At 47.0% G+C, this 18,321-nt stretch carries 17 protein-coding genes; 5 read left to right on the forward strand and 12 right to left on the reverse strand.

The genetic code is table 11. The features are described 5' to 3' along the window. Positions 1-35: 35 nt before the first annotated feature. Positions 36-2,060 carry a HAMP domain-containing methyl-accepting chemotaxis protein gene (locus V1467_RS16120; RefSeq protein WP_416305994.1) on the forward strand — a complete coding sequence of 675 codons (2,025 nt, stop codon included), beginning with the start codon at positions 36-38 and terminating at the stop codon, positions 2,058-2,060. A gap of 120 nt (positions 2,061-2,180) precedes the next feature. Here V1467_RS16120 and V1467_RS16125 read toward each other — a convergent pair whose 3' ends face one another. From V1467_RS16125 to rplU, 5 genes are all read right to left on the reverse strand, one after another. Further along, a complete protein-coding gene (locus tag V1467_RS16125) occupies positions 2,181-3,113 on the reverse strand; it encodes a diguanylate cyclase (RefSeq protein ID WP_416305995.1) in 933 nt (310 codons plus the stop codon). A 62-nt stretch (positions 3,114-3,175) separates the two neighbouring features. Beyond that, positions 3,176-3,670, reverse strand: a complete 495-nt coding sequence (gene folA / locus V1467_RS16130) for a type 3 dihydrofolate reductase (protein WP_416305996.1) — start codon at positions 3,668-3,670, stop codon at positions 3,176-3,178. Positions 3,671-3,684: 14 nt separating this feature from the next. Further along, positions 3,685-4,842, reverse strand: coding sequence for an Obg family GTPase CgtA (gene cgtA / locus V1467_RS16135; RefSeq protein WP_416305997.1), 1,158 nt, complete (start codon positions 4,840-4,842; stop codon positions 3,685-3,687). Positions 4,843-4,982: 140 nt separating this feature from the next. Continuing rightward, positions 4,983-5,240: a 50S ribosomal protein L27 gene (gene rpmA, locus V1467_RS16140; RefSeq protein WP_416305998.1), complete on the reverse strand. Its 258-nt coding sequence runs from the start codon at positions 5,238-5,240 to the stop codon at positions 4,983-4,985. Positions 5,241-5,255: 15 nt separating this feature from the next. Next, a complete protein-coding gene (gene rplU, locus V1467_RS16145) occupies positions 5,256-5,567 on the reverse strand; it encodes a 50S ribosomal protein L21 (protein ID WP_416305999.1) in 312 nt (103 codons plus the stop codon). Positions 5,568-5,768: 201 nt separating this feature from the next. Between rplU and ispB the strand changes: the two genes are divergently transcribed. Both ispB and V1467_RS16155 read left to right on the forward strand, forming a co-directional pair. Further along, positions 5,769-6,740 carry an octaprenyl diphosphate synthase gene (gene ispB, locus V1467_RS16150; RefSeq protein ID WP_416306000.1) on the forward strand — a complete coding sequence of 324 codons (972 nt, stop codon included), beginning with the start codon at positions 5,769-5,771 and terminating at the stop codon, positions 6,738-6,740. 178 nt (positions 6,741-6,918) lie between these two features. Beyond that, the gene (locus tag V1467_RS16155; RefSeq protein ID WP_416306001.1) at positions 6,919-7,947 is read left to right on the forward strand and encodes a DUF4380 domain-containing protein; all 1,029 of its coding nucleotides are present in this window, start codon (positions 6,919-6,921) and stop codon (positions 7,945-7,947) included. On the opposite strand, the gene fucP is transcribed toward V1467_RS16155, so the two are convergent. The 7 genes from fucP to V1467_RS16190 are packed head-to-tail and all read right to left on the reverse strand — an operon-like array spanning position 7,928 to position 14,310. Then, the gene (gene fucP / locus V1467_RS16160; RefSeq protein WP_416308719.1) at positions 7,928-9,247 is read right to left on the reverse strand and encodes an L-fucose:H+ symporter permease; all 1,320 of its coding nucleotides are present in this window, start codon (positions 9,245-9,247) and stop codon (positions 7,928-7,930) included. The two genes, V1467_RS16155 and fucP, sit on opposite strands and share 20 nt — an antisense overlap. A gap of 42 nt (positions 9,248-9,289) precedes the next feature. Then, the gene (locus V1467_RS16165) at positions 9,290-10,135 is read right to left on the reverse strand and encodes a fumarylacetoacetate hydrolase family protein (protein ID WP_416306002.1); all 846 of its coding nucleotides are present in this window, start codon (positions 10,133-10,135) and stop codon (positions 9,290-9,292) included. 20 nt (positions 10,136-10,155) lie between these two features. Further along, entirely contained in the window at positions 10,156-10,881 is a 726-nt protein-coding gene (locus V1467_RS16170; RefSeq protein WP_416306003.1) for an SDR family oxidoreductase, read from the reverse strand. Between the two features lie 19 nt (positions 10,882-10,900). Next, entirely contained in the window at positions 10,901-12,091 is a 1,191-nt protein-coding gene (locus V1467_RS16175; protein ID WP_416306004.1) for a UxaA family hydrolase, read from the reverse strand. Next, complete coding sequence (locus V1467_RS16180; RefSeq protein ID WP_416306005.1) at positions 12,091-12,414, reverse strand: UxaA family hydrolase; 324 nt, start codon at positions 12,412-12,414, stop codon at positions 12,091-12,093. Before V1467_RS16180 ends, V1467_RS16175 begins: the two co-directional genes overlap by 1 nt. Next, the gene (locus V1467_RS16185) at positions 12,407-13,273 is read right to left on the reverse strand and encodes an amidohydrolase family protein (RefSeq protein WP_416306006.1); all 867 of its coding nucleotides are present in this window, start codon (positions 13,271-13,273) and stop codon (positions 12,407-12,409) included. Before V1467_RS16185 ends, V1467_RS16180 begins: the two co-directional genes overlap by 8 nt. Beyond that, positions 13,267-14,310, reverse strand: coding sequence for an aldo/keto reductase (locus tag V1467_RS16190; RefSeq protein WP_416306007.1), 1,044 nt, complete (start codon positions 14,308-14,310; stop codon positions 13,267-13,269). The genes V1467_RS16185 and V1467_RS16190 overlap by 7 nt, the downstream gene beginning before the upstream one ends. Before the next feature lie 328 nt (positions 14,311-14,638). On the opposite strand from V1467_RS16190, the gene V1467_RS16195 reads away from it, so the two are divergent. Together V1467_RS16195 and V1467_RS16200 are read left to right on the forward strand one after the other, a co-directional pair. After that, positions 14,639-15,454, forward strand: coding sequence for an IclR family transcriptional regulator (locus V1467_RS16195; RefSeq protein WP_416306008.1), 816 nt, complete (start codon positions 14,639-14,641; stop codon positions 15,452-15,454). 339 nt (positions 15,455-15,793) lie between these two features. Next, positions 15,794-18,235, forward strand: coding sequence for a glycosyl hydrolase family 95 catalytic domain-containing protein (locus V1467_RS16200; RefSeq protein WP_416306009.1), 2,442 nt, complete (start codon positions 15,794-15,796; stop codon positions 18,233-18,235). The last annotated feature ends 86 nt before the right edge of the window (positions 18,236-18,321 follow it).

Here is an 18,321-nt window from a genome sequence, read left to right on the forward strand (position 1 = left end):
ATTTATTTAGCCAACAGCAAATATCAGGAGTATTGATGAAAATTACGGTAGCAATGCGAGTATTTGGTGGGTTCCTGATCATCACCTTATTATTATTTGCCATTAGTATCTCCTCTCTGGTCAATATGAGTTCAATTGACTCGGCCACAGAAGAAGTCAATACCTTGGCTTTACCTACTGTATCTGGCAGTAACCAGTTAAAAGTCAATTTCCTGACCTTGAGCAAATTGACCATTGCCGGCTTTTACGAAACCGATTTAAGCTTGCTGAATGAAGAATTGGGCGAGTTTCAGGCCAGTCAGGGCGAATTTGAAAATAAACTCACCAACCTGAAACGAGTCATTGAGCAGCAACCTCAATTAAAGCAATCCTTGCAACAAGTCAGCGATGTTTATCAGCAATATAAAACTAACGTGGCTAAAATGTTCAGTAGCCGTAAGGCTGATCTGGAAGCAGCCAGAAGTATTGCAGATAAAATCGGCGCCATCGAAGAAAATACTGAAGATACCTCGACTCTGCTACTGGATTTCTCGGATTCTGAAGCCGTCCAATCCAATAGCGCCTTGAGCAAGGCCGCTGAATTGGGTGAAGACATGGAAACTAACCTGATGTCATTGGTAGCCGTTAGTACCGACTATTCAAAAACCAAAACCCTGACCAAAGCAGAAACCATCGGCAACGAGCTAAAGATTAAAATGACCGATGTGCTGGAAAAACATCAGGCTATCAATCAGGCCGCTGGCGGTAAAGACACTACAGGCATGCTGTCGGACGTGAATGACATGATTTCGTCACTGAATAGCACCCTCAATGGCCCTGACGGACTGGTACAAACCCAGATATATCGCCTTAACCAGCAACTTGCCGCCGAGCAGGCTTTGGCTGATTCAGAAAACAATATCATGACAGCCATCAATGATATCGACGAACTGCTGGCACTGGCCGATCAAAAGTCCCAGCAAATCAAGACTCTGGTCAATGATTCTGTTACCAGCGGAACCACAGTAACGTATCTGGCAATGATTATCTCGGCTATCGCTGCTTTCTTTATCTCTACCTTGAGTGTGCGAGCCATTACAGTACCGCTGAACAAAGTCAACGATATGCTCAAAGTGGTATCCGGCGGCGATCTGACCCAGAAGCTGGATGATTCTTCCGATGATGAATTCGGTACCTTAGCCACCAACTGCAATAATTTGGTTGATAGTCTAAAAGACTTGATTGCCGGGATCAGTTCACGCGCCACTCAGCTTGCCGCTGCGTCTGAAGAGACCTCTGCGGTTACCATGGAAACCACCAATTCGATTCAGGAACAGAAATCACAGGTTGCCCAAGTGGCCACTGCGACGACCGAAATGAATAGCACCTCCGAGCTGGTGACTCAAAATGCCGAAGATACGCTAAACCAAATCCGTAATGCCGATAATGAAGCTGAGCGGGTGAAGAAAATTTCCGAAGAGAACAAAAACACCATTCTGGATCTGGCGCGTGAAGTAGAAGCGGCAGCAGATGTCATTAACAAGTTACATCAGGACAGCGCCAGCATCGGTGGTATTCTGGATGTGATTCGTGGCGTAGCTGACCAGACTAACCTGCTAGCGCTAAACGCTGCCATCGAGGCCGCTCGTGCCGGCGAGCAAGGCCGTGGTTTTGCGGTAGTAGCCGATGAAGTCAGAACACTGGCCAGCCGCACGCAGGAATCGACCCAGGAAATTCATGCCATGATTGAAATGTTACAGGCCGGCGCAGAAAAAGCGGTGGCAGTAATGCAACAAGGCAAGAAGCAGACCGAGTTATGTGTGAATCAAACCGAAACAGCCGCGCAAGCATTGAATTCCATCACTGATGCGGTGCACAAAGCCTATGACGTCAGTGCGCAAATAGAGCAATCGGCGCGCGAACAAAATCAGGTATCCCGCGAGATCAGCGAGAAACTGGAAAGTATTGTATCGATTGCCGAGCACACTGTTCAAGGCGCCGAGCAAACCTCCGACTCCAGCCATGAAGTGGCTAAACTGGCTGAAGAGCTACAGGAATCGATTCGTCAGTTTAGAGTGTAAACACTCAGCGACGAGCCGCGAGTTGCGAGTGACGAGCTAAAAGAAACAGACTTTCAAAACGTAAAACAAAAATCCCGCTAATTTAGCGGGATTTTTTATTATGCTCACGGACAATTCCAGTTAGGGATAAGTGCCATAACAAATATCATTTTTGCCATGCCGCTTTACCGAATACATCAGCTCGTCTACCATCTTGACCATTTTATCAGACGACTCGGGGACTTCGTTACAGGTTAAAACCCCGATAGAAAAGGTAACTGGCCAACCTTTTTGCTGCATAGCTTCAAGCAGTTTGGTGCGAATCTGTGTAATCGCGACTCGTGCTCCCTGTTTATCGGTTTTAGGTAATAACATCGCAAATTCATCCCCTCCCACTCGCGCGATAATATCCGACTCGCGACGATAGTGTTTCATACAGCGAACAACCTCACATAACAAATGGTCCCCTTCGTTATGCCCCTGCTGATCGTTAACCTGTTTAAAGTTATCCAAATCCACGTAAATAAGGGTGATCAGTTTTTGATAACGCCGGGATGATTCCATTTCCTGTTCAAGTAAATCGTAAAAATAGCGGGAATTATTGGCACCGGTGAGGGAATCGGTTCTGGCCATATGGCGTTCTCGCTGCAATGATGCTGTCAACGCTTCTTGTGTTTTGCGCGTCTCGGTAACATCCCGCACTGTACAAATTATCAAAGAAACATCATCTGTTTGAAAAGGCCCCAGCATAATATCCACTGGAAATACCGAGCCGTCTTTACGCTGGGCAAATAAAAAACTCAAGGTGCGCATAGCCCTGCGCTTAGGCTTGGTCATATAAGCACTCACATGCTTATGATGATCGCTATGATGCTGTTCAGGAATGAGAATATCGATAGTCTGGTTATTCAGTTCATCTCCCTGATAACCAAACATACGTTGGGCTTGAGCATTGGTTTGAACAATTGTGGAATTCAAATCCACCAATAATACGGCGTCTGGTAAAGCATCCAGAAAGGAAAGGTAGGACTGGCCGATTGACTGCTGTATTGCATTACGCATTTTTTTGTACATTAATCATCCTGTCCTGCTTCAAAGGAGCTTTATTTCTGTATCAGCCGTACCTGTACAAGACACTAGTCTTTCTGACGTTGCAAGGTTAAAAACCGGTAAGCGTAAGCATTTTTCTCATCGGCTTGATAACTTTGCTGCTCGCTAATAGCCCAGTCAGCAACTTGCTGATAATCTGGAAATTGGGTGTCACCCGCCACCTCTAGCTCAATCTCGGTAATATACAGACGCTGACACAATGGCAAAAAATGCTGGTAGATAGTCCCGCCACCAATAATCATCACTTCCTCTACCGGACCGGCCACTGTTAATGCTTGCTCGGGACCGGATACCACAGTCGCATCTACGGGTTTAAACGCCGGATCGCGACTGATAACAATGTTCAACCGACCTGGCAATGCCTTACCAATAGATTGATAGGTCTTACGACCCATAATCACAGGTTTACCCAGTGTAACGGCCTTAAAGTGCTTTAAATCAGCGGGTAAATGCCAGGGCATTTGGTTATCCGCACCGATGATACGGTTGTGCGCCATCGCGGCGATCATTGAAACAATCATATTAGGTCTCGGTGTTACTTCTGATAGATCACTTCGACATCGTAGTCGTCGTCATCAAAATCATCGTCATCATCATCGTCGTCAAAATCAGATATTGACTGTTTATGGTAGTTATCCCATTTAAACTCGACGGTTTCCTGATCCTCGGATTCAGGCAATTCGGCAGGTAAGGTGTCGATAAAGTCCATGACCTCGCGGCTTAACTCTTCGGTTCCCTGTTTTTGAATTGCCGACATCTGATAATGTGGCTGCTGCCAATTCAGAGCTTGCAATACTTTTTGACAGGTTTCTTCAGCTTCTTCCGGTAATAACAGGTCGACCTTATTAAACACCAGCCAACGCGGTTTGGCTGCCAGTGCCGGACTGTACTTTTCCAGTTCAGCGACTATCGCCTTGGCATTTTCGGCCGGATCACTGCCATCGGCAGGTAATAAATCAATCAGATGCAACAATATCCGGCAACGCTCCAGATGTTTCAGGAACTGAATGCCTAAACCGGCACCATCGGCAGCGCCTTCTATCAAACCGGGAATATCGGCAATCACAAAACTGCGCTGGCTTTCCAGTCGTACTACACCGAGATTCGGTACTAATGTGGTAAAAGGATAATCCGCCACTTTAGGTTTAGCGGCAGATACCGAACGGATAAAAGTAGACTTTCCGGCATTCGGCAGTCCTAGCAGTCCTACATCGGCCAGTAGCATCAATTCCAGTTTGAGATTGCGAATATCGCCGGGTGTACCATTTGACTTTTGACGCGGTGTCCGGTTGGTGCTGCTTTTAAAACGCGCGTTACCCAAACCGTGAAAACCGCCTTTGGCTACCAGCAAACGCTGTTTGTGTGCCATCAGATCGCCCAGTACCTCGCCGGTATCCATATCGGTAGCCCGGGTGCCGACAGGCACCGGCACTTCCAAATCGTCACCGCCTTTACCGGTACAGTTAGTCCGCTGACCATTCTGACCACGTTCGGCACGATGAAAACGTTCAAAGCGATAATCAATCAGCGTATTGAGGTTTTCATCCGCGACCAGATAAACGCTACCGCCGTCACCGCCGTCACCACCGTCCGGCCCACCTTTGGGAATATACTTTTCACGCCGAAAACTGACGATACCGTTGCCACCATCACCCGCTTCAACGCGAATATCGGCTTCATCTACAAATTTCATGATGCACCCTAATGTCCACTCATCGTTATTGATTATGAACTTAATATACTGCTAATCAACCTTGCGGTCCGGATTACGAAATCCCAATAAAAAACCCCGCCTGGGCGGGGTTTTTTTAAAAACACTTTTATAAATAAGGCTTATTCAGCAACAATACTTATAAATTTACGGTTTTTAGGACCTTTCACTTCGAACTTCACTTTACCTTCAGATAAAGCGAATAAAGTGTGATCTTTACCCAAACCTACGTTGTCACCCGCGTGGAATTTGGTACCACGTTGACGAACTAAAATATTACCGGCCAATACTGACTCACCACCGTAACGCTTAACACCTAAACGTTTACTTTCTGAGTCACGACCATTCCGGGTACTACCACCCGCCTTTTTGTGTGCCATCTTTACGTACTCCTATTAAGCGCTAATGCCAGTAATTTTGACTTCAGTGAACCACTGACGGTGGCCCATTTGCTTACGAGAATGTTTGCGGCGACGAAATTTTACAATTTTAATTTTATCACCACGACCATGAGTAACCACTTCAGCTGTTACTTTCCCGCCGTCAACATAAGGAGTGCCGATTTTTACGTCGTCACCATTAGTTACCATCAAGATATTATCAAACTCGACAGACTCACCTGGCGCAACTTCGATCTTCTCTAGACGAACGGTTTGGCCTTCAGCCACACGGTGTTGTTTACCACCACTTTGGAAAACCGCGTACATATTAAACTCCGCTCTGCGCCATACAGACGCTATTCGATTCATAAACAGGGCGCGAATTGTACGCGAACTGCATTTTGGTCGCAAGCCTAAATTCGGATTTATTTTAACCGATTCAATGGTTTCAATTCTAGGTGGATAAGCAGGGCATTTTCTGTAAAAATCGCGGGCCAATGCTCTCAATGATAATGAATTTTATTACCTATGGAATTAGCCCGTATCCAGCAATTAGCCGACACTGATATGCAATCGGTGAATCAGCTAATCCAGCAACAGCTCAGTTCCGATGTTGCGCTTATCAATCAGCTTGGTTTTTATATCGTTAATAGCGGCGGTAAACGCCTGCGCCCTCTACTTACCGTATTAGCCGCCCGTTCATTGGGAATAAACAACAGCGATCATCATACATTGGCCGCCATTATTGAATTTATTCACACCGCCACCTTGTTGCACGACGATGTGGTCGATGAGTCTACCATGCGCCGCGGTAAAGAAACTGCCAATGCCTTATTTGGTAATCAGGCCAGCGTGCTGGTGGGGGATTTTTTATATACCCGTTCTTTCCAGTTGATGGTCAGCCTGAAACGCATGCGGGTAATGGAAATTCTGTCCGATTCCACTAATGTCATCTCCGAAGGCGAAGTATTGCAGTTAATGAACTGCAATGATCCCGATACCACCGAACAAAGTTATATGCAGGTGATCTACAGCAAAACCGCCCGTTTATTTGAAGCCGCCACCCAGCTTTCCGCCATCCTTACCGATCAATCGGCAGAAATTGAATTAGCGATGCAAAATTACGGCAAATATTTGGGAACTGCATTTCAGCTAGTGGATGACATTCTCGACTATGCCGCCGATACCGACGAAATGGGCAAAAATGTTGGCGATGATTTAGCCGAAGGTAAACCAACCCTGCCGCTGCTGTACGCGATGTGGCATGGCAATCCCCAGCAACAGCAGATGATTCGTTCGGCTATTGAAAACAATAACGGCATGCAACATTTCGACGAGATTATGCAAGCTATGCAACAGACCGGTTCTCTGGATTATACCCGTGAAAAAGCATTACAAGCGTCGCAACAAGCTATCGATGCATTGCAACCTATCCCAGACTCAAACTATAAACAGGCATTAATTGGTCTGGCACATATTGCGGTTAATCGGGTCGCTTAAGCATTAGATATGCTCCATATAAAGCAGGGATGCTTTCAGATCTTTCTTCCTCCTTCCTCCCTACCGATTCAATATTCATAAGGCCCAAGCAACAATTCGTACAAGACATCTCCTGACGCGAATGTTATCAAGTTGTTAACTGTCGACCGTTATAACAATCAACAAAATCAGGACACATATGCAAGGGATCAATCTAGGCTGGCTGTTATTAAGCTTGCTGTCAATTGGCGTCAAGGCTGAGTCTTTTTCGCAACTCACTTTGCACAATGATCAAGTTGAACTGCATATCACCCCTGCGATAGGCGGCCGGGTGGTGGGTTTTAATCTCAAGGGGCATGAAAATTTTCTCAAAGTTGGCACGCCCTTCAAGCAAGGAATTCGACCCGATGTATCCCCAACTACCGATAATATCGGTTATTTGGGTCATATAGTATGGGTAGGGCCACAAAGCCAGTGGTGGCGTAAACAGCAGCTTAACCTTCAACGTTATCAAAACTCTGCGGTTTGGCCGCCGGATCCTTACCTTACCTTTACTGATAATAAGATTGTTAAACACAGCCCAAGCGAAGTTGTTCTGGAGGGAGCCGCCAGCCCGATATCCGGTATGCAAATCAATAAAACCTTTAGACTGGATCCGGTTAATCCTAATAAGGTTCAACTTAGCGCCACCGGCGTAAATATCAGCCAGCAAAATCATTCATGGGATTTGTGGTTTAATACCCGCGTTAATATCGACACTCACGTCATCGTGCCTGTAAACCGACAACAGGATATCCGTCTGGTCTCTTTTGAAAATACTCATACCGGACCAATAAACTACCGGTATTCAGAACAGTATTTAATACTGGATAGCAGCCAGTTCGAACGTCAAAAACCGGCCAATCAAGGCAAACTATATATTCGGCCCAAACAAGGCTGGATGGCAGGATACCGGCAAGGACAGCTGTTTATTATCCAGTTTCCGCTATTGGCGACTGAGCTGATCCACCCCGAACAGGCACAAGTGGAACTCTATGCCAGTTATGCCCAGAGCAACACTGAAAAAGGGTTGATTGAAATGGAGCTGCATAGTCCTTTTCGGGATCTGGCTCCCTCTGATTCGATTCAATTCAGTTCAAATTGGTACCTATATGAATATCCTGCTGATTTCAGTCAACAGGATATACTGGCCATGCTAGCCAACAAAATTAAACTGTTGGCTCTATGACCGGCTCTGAGTCTGTACAGCTGTTCTCTATGCCAAAATCAGGTCGATAGCCACGATAGCCAAACCAGCCGATTACCGCAAAACTCAAAGCTGGCAACAGGAATGCGGTTTGAATATTAGTGACATCAGACAGCGCCCCCATCAACGCGGTTAATACTGCACCGCCGACAATTGCCATAACCAGAACCGAGGCAGCTAATTTAGTTTGCTGACCCACATGATCAACCCCCAAGGCAAAAATGGTCGGAAACATAATCGACATACCAAAACTGACCAACACCAGACAAATAATGCCAATATCGTTAAACAACAGCGCGGCACCCAGGGTTAAAAATACATTCGTTATGGCGAAAATCACCATTAATCGCCGTCCTTCAATGCGTGACATAAGCCAGGTACCAATAAAGCGTCCCAACATAAACAGCACCAGAGAGGCTGTCAGGGCATTGGCAGCCAGCTTTTCGGTTAAGTCCGGGTCGGCTTGCAACGTGTAACGGATGATAAAACTCCAGACACCTACTTGTGCTCCCACATAACAGAACTGGGCAAACGCCGCTGAGCGGAAGTGACGATAGGAAAACAAGGTGCGGTAACTGGCCTTGTCAGCCGGTACGCCAGTGTCAGGGTGGGGGCGATGCTCCTTAAAGCGGGTAAACACAAATAACAGGCACCAACACAGGATTACACTACCCAAAACCAGATAAGGCATTTGCACTGCCAGCGCCTCGCTGTCAAAAAATGCCTGCTGTTGTGCACCTGACAACTGTTCGAACTCAGCCGCAGAGTATTCCACCCCGGTAAAAATAAAATGCTGCCCGATTAACACCCCGCTAATCGATCCGAGTGGATTAAATGACTGGGCGAAATTCAATCGTCTTTGCGCCGTACTTCTGTCGCCCATTACCACAATGTAGGGATTGGCACTGGTTTCCAGAAAGGTCAATCCGGAGGCAATAACGAACAACGCTGCCAGAAAGAAACTATAGAGTTGCACTTCGGCGGCCGGATAAAACAACAACGCGCCACAGCTATACAAAAACAGTCCCACCACAATAGCGGTTTTATAACCGAATTTTTGCATCACGGCAGCGGCAGGAATAGCACAAAAGAAATACCCCAAATAGAACGCAGACTGCACCAGTCCTGATTGAAAGTCGGATAACGTGAAGGTTTTTTTAAACTGCTGGACCAGAATGTCATTCAGATTATTGGCAAATCCCCATAAAAAGAACAGACTGATCACCAATACCGTACACCAGAGTCCGGCCTGTTTGCTGCGCTGCATCACATTATCTTTCATTTGTTGCAAACCATTCACCTTGTTAGTTAACCTGATTTTGGGTTACTGATAATTCACCACAGTCTGACGCTGTTCTCCCAGACCCTCAATGGATAAATGAATATGATCACCCACATTCAAATACAGTGGCGGCTTTTGCCCTAATCCAACTCCGGGAGGGGTGCCGGTACTGATCACATCACCAGCCTGTAAACTCATAAACTGGCTTAAATAACTGACGATATAGGCCGGCGAAAAAATCATGGTTTGGGTGGAGCCCTGCTGAAAGGTTTTACCGTTCACCGACAAATGCATGGATAAATTGAGCACATTGAATATTTCATCGCTAGTCACCAACCAGGGACCGATAGGACCAAAGCTGTCACAGCCCTTACCTTTATCCCATTGACCGCCCATTTCCAGTTGAAATGCCCGCTCTGATACATCGTTGCACACACAATAACCGGCAATATGTTGTTCAGCCTGGTTTTCATCCACGTAGCGGCAGTCCTGCCCGATGACAATAGCCAGCTCCACTTCCCAATCCAGTTTGCTACTATTTTTCGGTTTGATAATAGGATCATTGGGGCCGTTAATGGCGCTGGTTGCCTTCATAAACACCACGGGTTCGGCCGGGATATCCGCTCCGGTTTCATGGGCATGATCAGCATAATTAAGGCCGATACAGATAAACTTGCCAACACCGTTTACGCAGGCTCCCAGGCGCACTTGATCAGACACCAGAGGCAACGCGCTCAGATCCACCTCGGCCAGTTTGTGCAAAACCGACGGACTGAGCGTATCGCCATTAATATCTGTAATCAGCCCTGACAAATCACGAATATTGCCGTGTTCATCAAGGATGCCCGGCTTTTCCTGTCCTTTATCTCCAAATCTTAACAACTTCATTTGTTTCCCCAGACTATAAATTAATTGCTCCAGCCACCATCAATAATATGGATCTGACCGGTGGTAAAGGCGGACTCGTCACTGGCCAGATAAAGCGCCAAATAGGCAATTTCTTCAGGTGTCCCCACCCTGTTCATCGGTTGTCGGGCAATAAAAGCGGCTTTGGCCGTAGCATAATCACCGCCAGCGGACATACGCTGTTCCAGTGATGGAGATTGCACCGTACCTGGGCAAATCGCATTGCAGCGGACTCCCTGGCCGACAAACTCGGCAGCCACCGATTTGGTTAAACCTATCATTGCAGCTTTAGTCGCGCCATACACGAAGCGGTTCCCCACCCCTTTAATGCTGCTGGCCACAGAAGACATATTAATGATCGAACCGCCCTTGTTCCTGAGCATGCCCGGCAATACGGCTCTTGTCAGCCGGTAGGCCGATTTCACATTCAAATCAAACGAGAAATCCCAGTCTGACTCGTCGCAATCCAGAATACCGCCATCATGGACAAAACCGGCGCAATTAAACAACACATCAACACCACCTATTTCGTCAACCAACCTCTGCACCGCGGCTGAATCAGTGACGTCCAGAACGTGTTGCTCTGCAGTTTCAACCTCGTCCAGCAGATCCCGATTGATATCAGTGGCAATGACATAGGCGCCTTGTTGTTCAAACAATTCAGCTGTCGCCCGGCCGATTCCTTGTGCCGCCGCAGTGACCAGTACTTTCTTATTTTTAAGTCGCATCATTTTCCCTGTTAAAAGATTACGCGCGTATGGGTAAACAACCCGGTCCAATTGGCTCGAACTGCTTGTAGGTCAAGATAAACTCCTGGTGCCCATAGGCTTCTGAACAACTTAACTTGCCACTTGCTACCTGCTTGACCAGTGCAAAAATTTCCTCACCGACCTGTTCAATACTGGCTTCACCCTGCAAAATTTTTCCGGCATTAATATCCATATCATCCGCCATATTCTGATAAGTTTCCGGATTTGCGCATATCTTGATCACCGGTGATATAGCCGATCCCACTACCGAGCCCCGTCCAGTGGTAAACAACAGCAAATGGGCACCACTGGCAATCATCTCGACGATTTCGGCGTTATCGGAGATATTCGGAAAGCCGAATCGGGGTTCACCGTCAGGCACCACATCCATCAAATACAGACCGCCGCTGGGCGGAATATCGCCAGGCTTGATCAAGCCGCTAATCTGGCTGTTTCCGGATTTGCTATAAGCCCCCATACTCTTTTCCTCCTGAGTAGTTAACCCCCCTTCGGCATTGCCGGGAGCGAAAGAGCCAAACCCCATGGTGCGATAATACTGTTCGGCTTTATGTACCGCCTTTTCAATTTCTTGTCCCAGTTCAGCGGTTACTGCCCGCTCCGCCATAATCTGTTCACAACCGATCAATTCACCGGTTTCTTCAAAAATGCAGGTAGCCTGATGTTCCAGCAATAAATCAAAACAGCGCCCCACCGCAGGATTGGCGGTAATACCGCTGGTACCGTCAGAGCCTCCGCAAATTGTGCCAATTACCAACTCACTGACATCCAGCCCAACTTGCTGTACCGGGATTTGCTGTTGTAACGACTTTACCTTTTGAATACCGGCTTCAATCGATTTAATTGTGCCGCCGGTTTTCTGAATAACGATGATATCAGCCGGTCTGCCCGCTTGTTGTGCCGCGGTAAATAATGCCTCGCGATTAAATCCTTCACAGCCCAGTGATAGCAACAACACAGCACCGACATTGGGGTGGCCGACAAGCTGTTGCATTTGCTTGAGTGCATAATCATTGGGATAACAACCGGGAAAACCGATAAGGTGAACATCAGTATCATTGCAGCCATCGACAATTTTTCTGGCAACATGGTGGGCACACTCGACCAGATAACACACCAGCGTGATATTGCGTATGCCTTTTCGCCCATCCGGTCTCAGATAACCCTTCATCAGTTCGATTCCTTATCAACATTGTTGTTCCTGCCGGTTCGGGTATGGCTGGCAATATAATCACTTTGCAAATTGGATAAATGTACATGTTCGCCTTTGGCGATATTCTGGCTGGCCGAACCTATAGGGGCACCGTATTTGATGATTTTACTGCCCTTGTCCAGCGGCAGAATGGCGATCTTATGCCCCACATCAATATCCTGTTGCAGCGTTATCCATTCGTTACCAATTTCTATCTGGCTGTCTCGGACAGAATAACGGCGACAAACCAGAATATTATCCAGCGGGTGAAGATGAACGAAGTGTGAAGTTACGTCAGTCAATCTGACCTCCCGGCACCGAACGCGACAGGTAAATACGTTCGGCGTTATGCACAAAGATCTGTTCCGCCTGTTCAGAACTAAAACCGAGCTGGCTGATAATATTAAGGCTGGCATCCAGCCATTGTCGGTAATCACAACGTTGGTTAACCACCGGCCAATCACTGCCCCAAAGTATCCGTTTCGGCCCGAAATGACGGCAGACAAATTCTACAATTGGCGTTATTTTATCGAGCTCAAAAGCATATTGTGACTGGCTGGCCAAGCCGGATAACTTCACTGTAACCTCGGGATGTCGGGCCAATCTGGCCAATCCCTGCTGCCAACAGGTTAACGTTTCAGCATCCAGATCGGGTTTGCCACAATGATCAACAACAATGGATAATCCTGGATAACACGAGGCTAACTCATCGATCACTTCCAGATGGCGTGGATAGATTAACGCGTCAAAAACCAGTTCTTGTTGCTGCATACAGGCAAATACCCGATGGAAGTCCGGATTAAGGATCCAGTCCGTTGCATCAATATCCTGTAGCATGGGCCGCAATCCAACCAACGCAGCATGCTTGCTTAAACGCTTAATATCATCAACGACATCGGCAGATTCAAAATCAACCCAGCCCACCACACCAGCGACAAATTGCGAGTGACTGTCGGCAATATCGAGCAAGTATTCGGTTTCCGCCACAGTATTGGTGGCCTGTACCAGAATACAGCGAGAAACCAGATGCTCGGCCATCACCTTTCTGGCCTGATCAATACTAAAGTTGCGATACAACACACCAGTATCCGGCGTCAGCCAGGCATAATCCCCGCGCTCGAGCATCCACACATGCAAATGACTATCAATAATGTTTAACATTGGGCAGTCAACGATTGGGGTACAGGTGATAAAGGAGAGATAAGCTGTTGATCTTTCAGCACCTGCCAGAACGCTTGCGGGATCTCCGCATTATAATACTGCACAATTTGCTGGGCCTGTTCGAGACTGGCTATACCGGGTATGGCCGCACAAACAACCGGATGGGCCAGAACAAATTGCAAGGCTGCTGCCGCCAGTTGTACATCAAAAACCTCACAGACTGCCTGCAGTTGAGCTACTTTGCGCAAAACATTGTCCGGAGCAGGCTGGTAATTATAATAGCGGGTCGAGTGTTGTTTGCCTGACGCCAGAATCCCCGAATTAAAAATACCTCCGGCGATAACAGAAATCCCGCGTTGCAGACATTCAGCAAACAGGTTGGTTAACGCCCCCTGTTCCAGCAATGTATAGCGGCCAGCCAATAAAAAACAGTCAAAATCTGCCCAAAGCATCAACTCCATACAAATTTCAGTTTCATTGACCCCCAGCCCAATCGCCCGCACAGCGCCACGGTTTTTCAGTTCCTGCAGCGCGCGATAACCGCTATTTTTAAACTGTTTTAGATAGTACTGATGTTTGGCACCGTGCGTCTGACGACCAATATCATGCACCAGCAGAATATCGATTTTGTCAGTTTGAAGACGCTGCAGGCTGGCCTGATAGGACTGCATAATACCGTCGTAGCTATAGTCAAATTCGGCACTAAAGGGCTGTTCTGAACAAAAACCTTCTCGAGGACCTTGGTAGACAAAATCGTCAATAGGATGCAAAACCCGGCCAACTTTAGTGGATAACACGAAATCCCCGGCTATTTTGTCCAACGCGTTGCCCAGTCGTGATTCGCTTAGCCCAAAACCGTAATAAGGAGCGGTATCAAATAGCTGGAGTTGTTGAGCATGCAGATAATCGACAATCTGTTTTGCACTACTGTCGGTCATAGGTTGATAAAGATTGCCTAGCGACGCCCCGCCCAGTCCCAATTCGGTTACGACGACACCGGTATTGCCAACAATGCGTTTTTTGACGGGCCTGCTCATTTGAGAGTCTCACAGTTAAATGACTATCGTGTGGATGAATTTAGCAGTGCATTGTTCAGACACATAGACTTTTATATTTAAATTTAATTTCTAAATATAAAATTTAAAATAAAATATGTAAACAAGTTGTGATAAAATTATGCCAAATATTGATTAACAGCGAGTTATATCATGTCTTTCAGCGATTCATGATGAAAATGCGGGTTAACTATGCCGCACTACAGCCAACAGGAAAGGCAAACTGACCAAAAATATAAAAATATATTTTGTTATTAAAATTCTCGCTTCAATTGCTATTCACCATCACATACAATCAGTGGAAGTTACTATGTTGTCAGCACAGGTAAAAATGAAACCCGCAAACAGCGCCTCGGCAGAGAACGAAAAAATATACACGGCGCCCGCTCTCGAGAAAGGACTGGATATTCTGGAGCTGCTGGCTGATGAGTCAGAAGGTTTGAAGTTAAAGGATATTGCTGCCCGCCTGCAAAAGTCGGTTTCGGAAATATTCCGCATGGTTTCGGTGTTGGAGCGCCGCCAATATTTGACTCTGGATGACAATACAGACAAATACTCCTTGTCACTTAAGCTGTTCGAAGTGGCGCATCGGCATGTGCCAATTCAGAAACTGGTTAAGGCCGCGTCGCTAGAAATGGAGAACTTGACGAAAAAGATTGATCAATCCTGTCATCTTACCATTTGTGCAAAAAACAAAGTCATGGTGGTGGTGCAAAAAGACAGCCCGATGGACAAATTGATCACTATCAGGCTGGGAGCTTCAGCACCTCTGCTAAATTCCTGCTCCGGCCATATATTTATTGCTTTTTCATCCGAACAGAGGTCCCAAGAATTACTCAGTGAGCTGGAAGACGAAATCACCCAGGATGAACTGGATAACCTGCTTAGCATCATACGGGGGCAGGGTTTTGAAAGAATGCTGAGTAAGCAGATACAAGGTGTCGAGGATATCGGTTTCCCGATCTACGACTACAATAACGAACTAATCGCCTGTCTGGTCGTGCCTTACCTGCATTATATTGGCGACTTGAATTCAGTAAACATCAATACCGCTTTGCGCGAAATTGGCAAAACTGCCCGGCAAATCTCCTACAAATTAGGGGCCAGAACAAAGGATGAAAGTTAGTTAAGCTGACGCTTTCAACATGTCAGGCAAGCTAGGCCTTTAATATTTATATATGAAACAAACTTTAACTGCTTATTAACAAAGCTTATAGCAGGCTGTAACCTTGACGTCATCAAAGTCATTCAAAGCTGGCCAGAGCCCCACAGCACCTCCTTTTGCGACCCACTTTACCCGCCAACTGACTGGCCGCATCGCTTTTGCCTCAAATCAGTCAATTTTTGCACTTTTGATTATTTTGTATTTAATACTTTATTTTAAATGTGAAATTTATGTTGATTAACAAATTAGCAACATCTACTATAAGGCCTATCAGATTAATCAAATCCAGGTCGCCGCTGCATGCTGACGCACCAAATACAAAATTTGCCTGACAGGACGCGCCAATCGTTCCTGTGTCAACGCAACTTGTATTTATCCATTCCGCTGTTTTTGCTGACGTTGTTGTCAGCAGGATCAGTCCAAGCTACTTCTGACGATTTAACCCTGTGGTTTGATCACCCGGGGCAGAACTGGGAATCTGAATCTCTGCCTATAGGCAATGGCGCCTTGGGTGCAACCATTCAAGGCGGCATACAGCAAGACATCATCGAATTTAGTGAAAAGACCTTATGGACCGGCGGCCCAGGCTCGGTGGAAGGTTATGATTTCGGCTTACCTGACAAACAGGCTGGCTATCCGCAAAAATTCCGGGAAGTGCAAACTGCCCTGCTTGAACGTCGTAGTATCAAACCGGAAACAGTTGCCGCCAAGTTGGGTCGTAATCATCCCGGATATGGTAGTTTTCAGGCTTTCTCTGAAATCGTTTTAACTACCGATAATAAAGGGCTGGAGCAGATTAAAAACTATCGCCGAAGCCTGGATCTGACCTCTGCCACTGCCAGTGTGAGTTATATGCTGGATGGGGTGAATTATCAGCGCGATTATTTTGTCAGTTATCCCGATCAGGTTATCGTCATCAAATTAAGCAGTGATCAACCGGGCAAAATCAGTTTTAGTGCGGACTTACGTACAGCGGATAATCGCAGCCAGCAAAAATCGATTAAAGACGCACGCATTACCCTCAAAGGCGCGCTGAATGACAATCAGCTTAAATACGAAACTCAAATGCAGCTCGTGCAGCAAAACGGTACGCTAGACCTAAGCGACGACAATCAGCTGCAAGTTAGCCAGGCGGACAGTGTCTGGCTGGTGGTATCAGCAGGCACCAACTATGCCAACCGCTACCCGCATTATCGTGGCGATGATCCACATCAAACAGTTTCAGAGCGGGTTAACAACGCGGTAACCACCGGTTATCAGCAATTGCTAAAGCGTCATCTTGAAGATTATCAATCGTTATTTGAGCGCGTCACGCTAAACCTTGATCAACAACCTTCGCCGCTTCCGACCGATACCTTGCTGGCCCAATATCGCAGCGACAAAAACACTGCGGCCACCGACAGAGCGCTGGAGCGTCTATATTTCCAGTATGCGCGTTACCTATTGATAAGTTCTTCCAGAAAGGGATCGTTACCGGCCAATTTGCAAGGCGCCTGGAATCATTACCAACAAGCACCATGGAGCGCGGATTATCACGTCAATATTAACTTGCAGATGAATTACTGGTTGGCCGAAACCACTAATTTAAGCGAAACCACGTCACCATTGTTCGATTTTATCGATAGCCTGCAATCACCGGGAAAACTGGCGGCACAACGCATTTTTGGCGCCAACGGCTGGACCATGTTGCTGAATACCAATATCTGGGGGTTTTCCGGCCTCATAGCTTGGCCCACCGCCTTTTGGCAACCCGAAGCTGCCGCCTGGATCAGTCAGCACTATTATCAACACTATCTATTTACTGGCGATCAGGATTTCCTGCTTAAGCGCGCCTACCCGATTATGCGTGGCGCGGCACAATTCTGGCTGGATGTGCTGGTATGGGATAAGCAAATCGGCAAGTGGGTCGTGGCGCCCAGTTACTCTCCTGAACATGGTGATTTTAGCGTGGGAGCAGCCATGTCACAGCAAATCCTGTTAAATCTGTTCCGCACCACTTTGGATGCGGCGCAGCAAGCAGGCGATCTGCCCATGGTTGATAAACTTGCTGACAAACTTGCCGAACTGGATCCCGGATTACGCATTGGCTCCTGGGGCCAATTACAAGAGTGGCAGGATGATCTGGACGATCAAAAATCCACTCACCGGCATATATCCCATTTATTCGCCTTACATCCCTCTAACCAGATTTCACCATTAGAAACACCAGCATTAGCCAATGCAGCCGTCAAAACACTCAACGCCCGCGGCGATGGCGGAACCGGCTGGAGCCAGGCATGGAAAATTAACTTCTGGGCACGCTTATTTGATGGCAACCGAGCACATAAATTACTCGCCGAGTTACTCGATCATAATTCGCTGGATAATCTTTGGAGCAACCATCCTCCCTTCCAGATTGACGGCAACTTCGGCAGTGCTGCCGGAATTGCAGAAATGCTACTGCAGTCTCAAAACCACGAAATCCACCTGTTACCGGCCTTGCCAGAGGCTTGGCCTAAAGGCGCTGTATCCGGCCTTAAAGCGCGAGGCAATGTCACGGTGGATATCACCTGGCAGACGGGAAAGCTGGTTGAAGCAAAGGTACAACCTATGCAATCCGGGCAGCTAAGGGTCCGCAGCAACAGTTTTACTCAACATTCAAAAGTTACCACCGAGCAAGGCCAGCGCATTACTGCTCGACTGGAAGATGAGCTCATAACCTTTAAGGCCGAGGCAAACCAGCGCTATCGGATAACACGATGAGATAGAGATAACAGGAGCCGCTGAGCCAGTTGCATTGCATCTCAGCTAGTCCTGCAGTTTGTTATTTTTGGGGTTGTTCCCGCTGA

It is taken from the genome of Neptunicella plasticusilytica (genome assembly GCF_047922965.1).
Classification (GTDB): domain Bacteria; phylum Pseudomonadota; class Gammaproteobacteria; order Enterobacterales; family Alteromonadaceae; genus Neptunicella; species Neptunicella plasticusilytica.

What these genes read in the sequence shown, in the direction of transcription:
- V1467_RS16175 (WP_416306004.1), bottom strand. Translation starts at nt 12,091, where the DNA reads ATGAAGGGTTATCTGAGACCGGATGGGCGAAAAGGCATACGCAATATC.
- V1467_RS16165 (WP_416306002.1), bottom strand. Translation starts at nt 10,135, where the DNA reads ATGAAGTTGTTAAGATTTGGAGATAAAGGACAGGAAAAGCCGGGCATC.
- ispB (WP_416306000.1), top strand. Translation starts at nt 5,769, where the DNA reads ATGGAATTAGCCCGTATCCAGCAATTAGCCGACACTGATATGCAATCG.
- V1467_RS16155 (WP_416306001.1), top strand. Translation starts at nt 6,919, where the DNA reads ATGCAAGGGATCAATCTAGGCTGGCTGTTATTAAGCTTGCTGTCAATT.
- rpmA (WP_416305998.1), bottom strand. Translation starts at nt 5,240, where the DNA reads ATGGCACACAAAAAGGCGGGTGGTAGTACCCGGAATGGTCGTGACTCA.
- folA (WP_416305996.1), bottom strand. Translation starts at nt 3,670, where the DNA reads ATGATTGTTTCAATGATCGCCGCGATGGCGCACAACCGTATCATCGGT.
- V1467_RS16185 (WP_416306006.1), bottom strand. Translation starts at nt 13,273, where the DNA reads ATGTTAAACATTATTGATAGTCATTTGCATGTGTGGATGCTCGAGCGC.
- V1467_RS16170 (WP_416306003.1), bottom strand. Translation starts at nt 10,881, where the DNA reads ATGCGACTTAAAAATAAGAAAGTACTGGTCACTGCGGCGGCACAAGGA.
- V1467_RS16120 (WP_416305994.1), top strand. Translation starts at nt 36, where the DNA reads ATGAAAATTACGGTAGCAATGCGAGTATTTGGTGGGTTCCTGATCATC.
- fucP (WP_416308719.1), bottom strand. Translation starts at nt 9,247, where the DNA reads ATGAAAGATAATGTGATGCAGCGCAGCAAACAGGCCGGACTCTGGTGT.
- cgtA (WP_416305997.1), bottom strand. Translation starts at nt 4,842, where the DNA reads ATGAAATTTGTAGATGAAGCCGATATTCGCGTTGAAGCGGGTGATGGT.
- V1467_RS16125 (WP_416305995.1), bottom strand. Translation starts at nt 3,113, where the DNA reads ATGTACAAAAAAATGCGTAATGCAATACAGCAGTCAATCGGCCAGTCC.
- V1467_RS16190 (WP_416306007.1), bottom strand. Translation starts at nt 14,310, where the DNA reads ATGAGCAGGCCCGTCAAAAAACGCATTGTTGGCAATACCGGTGTCGTC.
- V1467_RS16195 (WP_416306008.1), top strand. Translation starts at nt 14,639, where the DNA reads ATGTTGTCAGCACAGGTAAAAATGAAACCCGCAAACAGCGCCTCGGCA.
- V1467_RS16200 (WP_416306009.1), top strand. Translation starts at nt 15,794, where the DNA reads ATGCTGACGCACCAAATACAAAATTTGCCTGACAGGACGCGCCAATCG.
- rplU (WP_416305999.1), bottom strand. Translation starts at nt 5,567, where the DNA reads ATGTACGCGGTTTTCCAAAGTGGTGGTAAACAACACCGTGTGGCTGAA.